This is a genomic window from Hominimerdicola alba, assembly GCF_900112155.1.
Taxonomy (GTDB): domain Bacteria; phylum Bacillota; class Clostridia; order Oscillospirales; family Ruminococcaceae; genus Hominimerdicola; species Hominimerdicola alba_D.
In genome coordinates, this window is sequence record NZ_FOKQ01000082.1 from 1 (window position 1) to 5,399 (window position 5,399).

General features: G+C 46.2%; 6 protein-coding genes and 2 pseudogenes. 5 read left to right on the forward strand and 3 right to left on the reverse strand.

What is annotated here, in order from left to right; genetic code table 11:
• Positions 1-198 (reverse strand): annotated as a pseudogene (locus BM265_RS19190) (IS110 family transposase); the annotation flags it as partial.
• 260 nt (positions 199-458) lie between these two features.
• Between BM265_RS19190 and BM265_RS20965 the strand changes: the two are divergent.
• Both BM265_RS20965 and BM265_RS19195 read left to right on the forward strand, forming a co-directional pair.
• The gene (locus tag BM265_RS20965; protein ID WP_278288308.1) at positions 459-584 is read left to right on the forward strand and encodes a hypothetical protein; all 126 of its coding nucleotides are present in this window, start codon (positions 459-461) and stop codon (positions 582-584) included.
• On the forward strand, positions 581-1,939 hold the full coding sequence (locus BM265_RS19195) for a recombinase family protein (RefSeq protein WP_074963524.1): 1,359 nt from the start codon (positions 581-583) through the stop codon (positions 1,937-1,939). The genes BM265_RS20965 and BM265_RS19195 overlap by 4 nt, the downstream gene beginning before the upstream one ends.
• A gap of 21 nt (positions 1,940-1,960) precedes the next feature.
• On the opposite strand, the pseudogene BM265_RS19200 reads toward BM265_RS19195, so the two are convergent.
• Positions 1,961-2,248: pseudogene (locus BM265_RS19200) on the reverse strand (sigma-70 family RNA polymerase sigma factor); the annotation flags it as partial.
• A 188-nt stretch (positions 2,249-2,436) separates the two neighbouring features.
• Here BM265_RS19200 and BM265_RS19205 point away from each other — a divergent pair.
• From BM265_RS19205 to tsf, 3 genes are all read left to right on the forward strand, one after another.
• A complete protein-coding gene (locus BM265_RS19205; RefSeq protein ID WP_074963525.1) occupies positions 2,437-2,736 on the forward strand; it encodes a YlmC/YmxH family sporulation protein in 300 nt (99 codons plus the stop codon).
• A 207-nt stretch (positions 2,737-2,943) separates the two neighbouring features.
• Positions 2,944-3,681 (forward strand): 30S ribosomal protein S2, encoded by a 738-nt coding sequence (rpsB, locus tag BM265_RS19210; RefSeq protein WP_024856846.1) that lies wholly within the window; start codon positions 2,944-2,946, stop codon positions 3,679-3,681.
• Between the two features lie 96 nt (positions 3,682-3,777).
• Positions 3,778-4,695 carry a translation elongation factor Ts gene (tsf, locus tag BM265_RS19215; protein ID WP_074963526.1) on the forward strand — a complete coding sequence of 306 codons (918 nt, stop codon included), beginning with the start codon at positions 3,778-3,780 and terminating at the stop codon, positions 4,693-4,695.
• 170 nt (positions 4,696-4,865) lie between these two features.
• On the opposite strand, the gene BM265_RS19220 is transcribed toward tsf, so the two are convergent.
• Positions 4,866-5,399, reverse strand: a 534-nt coding sequence (locus BM265_RS19220; RefSeq protein WP_177219653.1) for a transposase, incomplete at its 5' end; no start/stop codon positions are given.

Consider the following 5,399-nt stretch of genomic DNA (forward strand, 5'->3'; position numbering starts at 1 on the left):
TTCCATGATCCCGGTGATCCATTCAAAAAAGCCTGCGAATCCTTCTGCGTCATTTGTGAACACATAGGCCTTCTTTGAATACTCCATCCCTCTCCAGTCAAATGCTCTGGCATAGTGCTTTTCGCTGCCTACATCGATCCCGACAATTATTTTTTCTTCTCCTACTTGCAAAATCTTTTCATTTTGTGTATAATACATATAGAGGACACCTTTCTGTAGTTTGTATTACTAACTTTCGCATCGTCAGTATTTACATTCTACACTGAGGTGTTCTTTTTTGCAACCCCTTGATTTGTTTGGTTACAGGAAGCTCCATATCATCCTTGTCTATTTATCCGAATAAAGATTATATCACCCTCTGTATTGTAAGTCAATAGATGATAAGGTCACAAACCATTAAATTTCTATGCGACTGATTACGGTGGCATACGACGGCAATAATATCACGGGGTGATTTTATGCTGAGGATAAGAAATACCTATGACAGCAAGGGCGAAAAGCTTACTCGCGGAACTGAGATTCAAAACCGCGAACTTTCAGGCCTTTTGGGAGAAGTAATCTCCCGCAGGAGGGACAGCCGATGAAAAAACGCAGGACGGCTTTGTACATCAGAGTATCCACCGATGCGCAGTTTGAAGAGGGCTATTCCGTCGATGCACAGAAAGAAAAGCTGGCGCAGTACTGCAAGCTGAAAGATATCGAGGATTATGAGTTCTATATTGACGGCGGCTGGTCGGGCAGCAATATCGACAGACCTGAGATAAAGCGCCTTATCACGGATATCAAGTCGGGTAAAATTAATGCGGTTGTGGTCTATAAGCTTGATAGACTTTCCCGTTCCCAGAAGGACACAGTCTTTCTGCTTGAAGATGTATTCATACCAAACGGCTGTGCTTTCATCTCGCTGAATGAGAACTTTGATACTTCGACACCCTACGGTAAAGCGATGATCGGCATACTTTCTGTCTTTGCCCAGCTCGAAAGGGAGAATATCCGTGAAAGGACACGCATGGGTATGTACGAGAGAGTGAAATCGGGGCTGTGGATGGGCGGTGGTCGGGTGCCTTTCGGCTATAACTATGACCGTGAGAAAAACACTCTTGTCCCCAACGAGAAAGCGGAGCAAGTCAGGCAGATATTTCAGCTGTACCTTCAGGGCTATTCCACAACTCAGCTGGCGGGTATGTTCGATGTTTCGGGTGACCAGCACATCTCGGCTATACTTGACAGAGAAACATATCTTGGTCGGATACGCTTTCGCGGCGAGGTGGTAGAGGGCTGTCATGAAGCACTAATCGATGAAGAAATATGGCGTCGGGTGCGTGAAGAAAGGCGCAGACGCTCCCGTGGGACGGCAGGTAACACATCCTATCTGCTGACAGGTCTGATGGTCTGCGGAAAATGCGGCGCGAAAATGCGTTATCAAAAGTGGGGCAAGGGGCTGAAAATATACTGCTATTCACAGCAGAAAAGCAAACCTTCGCTGATAAAAGACCCCGATTGTGTCAACATGAGATATGATGCTGACGAAGTCGAGAATGCTGTGATAGCAGATGTTTTCGAGAAAACGCGGAGCATAACCGCAAATGGCGGCAGTCACAGAAAAATATCGGCAGAGGAAGTGCTTAAACGCAAGTATGATACCGCGGCGGGAAAGCTGAAAAGACTCTACGAACTTTATGCCCGCGGAGGTGAGGATGTTCTGCTTGAAACCATAAACGAATACAAGGCTCAGCTTGCCGAGATATCCGCCGCGATAGAGAACGAAAAGCAAACAAAGGCAGTTGAGGAAGAACTTGCCTACAAGCGGGGAGTTCTTGAAAATCTCGCAGGGCTGTGGGATGAAATGACTGTCGCTGAAAAACGCAGAGCACTCCGCACCTGTATAGACAGGATAGTGCTGACCGATGAGGATATAGATATAGTCTACTCGGTGTGATTTTCGACTATCCTATGCTGTCGGCACTGCGTAGGTAGAAAATCTAACGTTCAGCCCCACATCAAAATTGTCGATGGCTTTGATAAGCCCCACCACACCAACCTGAAAAAGATCATCGGGACTTTCCTTGCCGGACGAATACTTTTGCAGAACGCTGAGCACCAGCCTGAGATTTCCGTTTATAAGCTGTTCGCGGGCTTTCTTGTCCCCTTCGTGTGTTCGTTTCAGAAGTTCCTGCTTTTCTTCTTCCGTCAGCACTTTCAGATTTCCCGTATTTACTCCGCTTATCTCAACTTTGTTGTATTGCATATTTGTCCTCCGTTAAGGTTATTTTGCCCGAATTGGCAGTCCTTTACAGAAAGTTTACCCTATGATGGTGGGGATATTCATGGGAATGGTGTATGATTAAGTTCTCAGGTTATACGGCGTAAGATTTCTGCATATCATTATACAATGTAAAAGTCGGTGTGAATGACATACGGCAAGGGGGGAACGGTATGATATGCAGTTTTTCTGGACTTAGGAACAAGGAAGTCGTTAATGTAAGGAGCGGCGAAAAGATAGGCTATGCCGATGATATCGAGCTGGATACCGCCGAAGGCAAGGTCATATCCATAATAATCTACGGAAGATCTCGTGCTCTGGGGCTGATGGGCAGAGATGATGATGTAGTCATCAGATGCAGTGATATCAGGCTTATAGGTGAGGATACTATATTAGTAGATATAGGCGATACAGCAAAACCTTCAAAAGAGCCGAGATACAAGGTCGATAATTTGTTAAAAACATCGAGATAAAAACACTTGCAATCGCGAGAAAAGTGTGCTATAATATTATGGTAATTCGCACGGACGAAGTATGGCTTTTGGTCCCTATGCGTAATGGCATCATCTGATGCTATGTGTCGCTTGCGGCATTCTGCGGGGTTTGAGTCGGCAATATCGTCCGGAGGTTATGTATCATCCGTATAACGGAAATTTTAAACCAAACAGGAGGTTACTACCATGGCAGTAGTATCAATGAAGCAGCTTCTTGAAGCAGGTGTACACTTTGGTCACCAGACAAGAAGATGGAACCCTAAAATGGCGCCTTACATCTTTACAGAGCGTAACGGCATCTACATCATCGATCTCCAGAAGACAGTTAAGAAGCTGGAAGAGGCTTATATGTTCATCAGAGAGATCTCCGCAAACGGCCAGGAGGTACTGTTCGTAGGTACCAAGAAGCAGGCTGGCGACTCCATCAAGGAGGAAGCACTGAGAGCTAATGCTCACTACGTAAACGCTAGATGGCTCGGCGGTATGATGACTAACTTCAAGACCATTGAGCAGAGAATCAAGAGACTTGAGCAGCTGCACGCAATGGAAGAGGACGGCACTTTCGAGCTGCTCCCCAAGAAGGAAGTTACCAAGCTGAAGCTCGAGATCGAGAAACTCGAGAAGTTCATGGGCGGTATCAAGAACATGAAGAAGCTGCCCGGCGCACTCTTCGTTGTTGACCCAAGAAAGGAAAAGATCGCTGTAGCTGAGGCTAAGAAGCTGGGTATCCCCGTAGTAGCAATCGTAGATACCAACTGTGATCCTGACGATGTTGACTATGTTATCCCCGGTAACGATGACGCTATCAGAGCAGTTAAGCTGATCGCTGGCTGCATGGCTAACGCTATCATCGAAGGCAGACAGGGCGAGGATGCTACTGCTGCTGAGGAAGCTGAGAAGGCAGAGGCTGAGGACGCTGAGTAATTTCTCGGCTGACTAATACAGAATTAATCAAGGCAGGCAATAAGATGATTTGTCTGCCTTGTTGTGAGTAAAATAACAGAATCGGAGGAATTTAAAATGGCTAACGTAACAGTTCAGGCTATAAAGGAACTTATGAGCATAACAGGCGTCGGCATGATGGACTGCAAGAGAGCACTTGTAGCAGCTGACGGCGATCAGGATAAGGCTATCGAGGCACTGAGAGAAAAGGGTCTCGCAACACAGGCTAAGAAGAGCGGCAGAGCAGCTGCTGAGGGCGTTGTTGCTACTGTTGTTAACAACGGCGTAGGCGTTATGGTTGAGATCAACACCGAGACTGACTTCGCTGCTAACACCGATGATTTCAAGGCTTTCGCTGCTAGCGTTGCTAACACCATCGTTGAGAAGAACCCTGCTGACGTTGACGCTCTGAAGGCTACTACTATCAGCGGCGGCGACAAGACTGTTGACGAAGTTCTGACCGAACTGGCTGGCATGAAGATCAGAGAGAATATCGTTATCCGTCGTTTCGTAAGAATCGAGGGTACTGTTGCTTCTTACGTTCACAACGGCGGCAGCATCGGCGTTATGGTTAAGATGGATACTGATATCAAGGATGACGCTGTTCTGACAATCGGTAAGGATGTAGCTATGCAGTCCGCAGCTCTGAATCCTGCTTACCTCAAGAGAGATGAAGTTCCCGCTGAGGTACTTGAGAAGGAGAAGGAGATCATGATGGCTCAGATGGCTGAGGATCCTAAGATGGCTAACAAGCCTGAGCAGGTAAGAGCTAAGATCGTTGAAGGCAAGGTAGGCAAGTACTACAAGGAGAACTGTCTGCTGGAGCAGGCTTTCGTAAAGGACGACAAGGTTTCCGTACAGGAGTACGTTGCAGCTGAGGCTAAGAAGCTGGGCGGCAGCATCACTATCGCTGAAGTTGTTCGTTTCGAGAGAGGCGAGGGCGTTGAGAAGAAGGAAGAGAACTTCGCAGACGAGATCGCTAGCATGATCAAGTAATTGATCATATCTTAAATAATTATGGGGGTGTTGCAATCGCAGCACCCTCTAACCATATCCGAACATCAGAGTAAAAAAACATATTTACTGGTGAAATAAACTGTTTCAGTGCGCACACCCCCAAGCCCTCTTCAAAAAAGAGGACTCGGGGGTGTAATGTTCTGCTGGTTTTATGCTGATTTCAGTTCAAAAAGAGAAATTCCAAGTCGGTTTTCTGAGATCTTAGCAAAAAGCTTCTTTATGTTGTATGCAAGTCCCAGCAAAAGGAACTCAGTTCTGATGTTGTTTTTGCCCCTGCACAGGAATCTTCTGAAGCCATGATCCTGTTTCAGCACTCCGAATACGCCTTCAGCCTGTATGCTTCGGTTCATTCTGAGCTGTTTTCCGAATTCGGTCGTTATATTTTCCAGGCTTTCTGTTCTCAGTTCTTTGAACTTATGCGATATAGCCAGCGTCTTGTTTCCTTTTGCTTTTGTACAGTTCTGTTTGTAGGGACAACCTTCGCAGCTTTCACATCTGTACAAAGCTTTTTCGGAAACGAATCCCGTCTTGCTTTTTTCGTGTTTAGTCCCGACTCTCCAAAGTATCCTGCCGGCTTTGCATACGAAAATATCGCCCATTTCGTGGTATTCCATATTCTCGGGTCTGCCGTATTTTGTACGATAATTCCGCTTTTTGCTCTGCTCATAATTTACGGGTTTTAT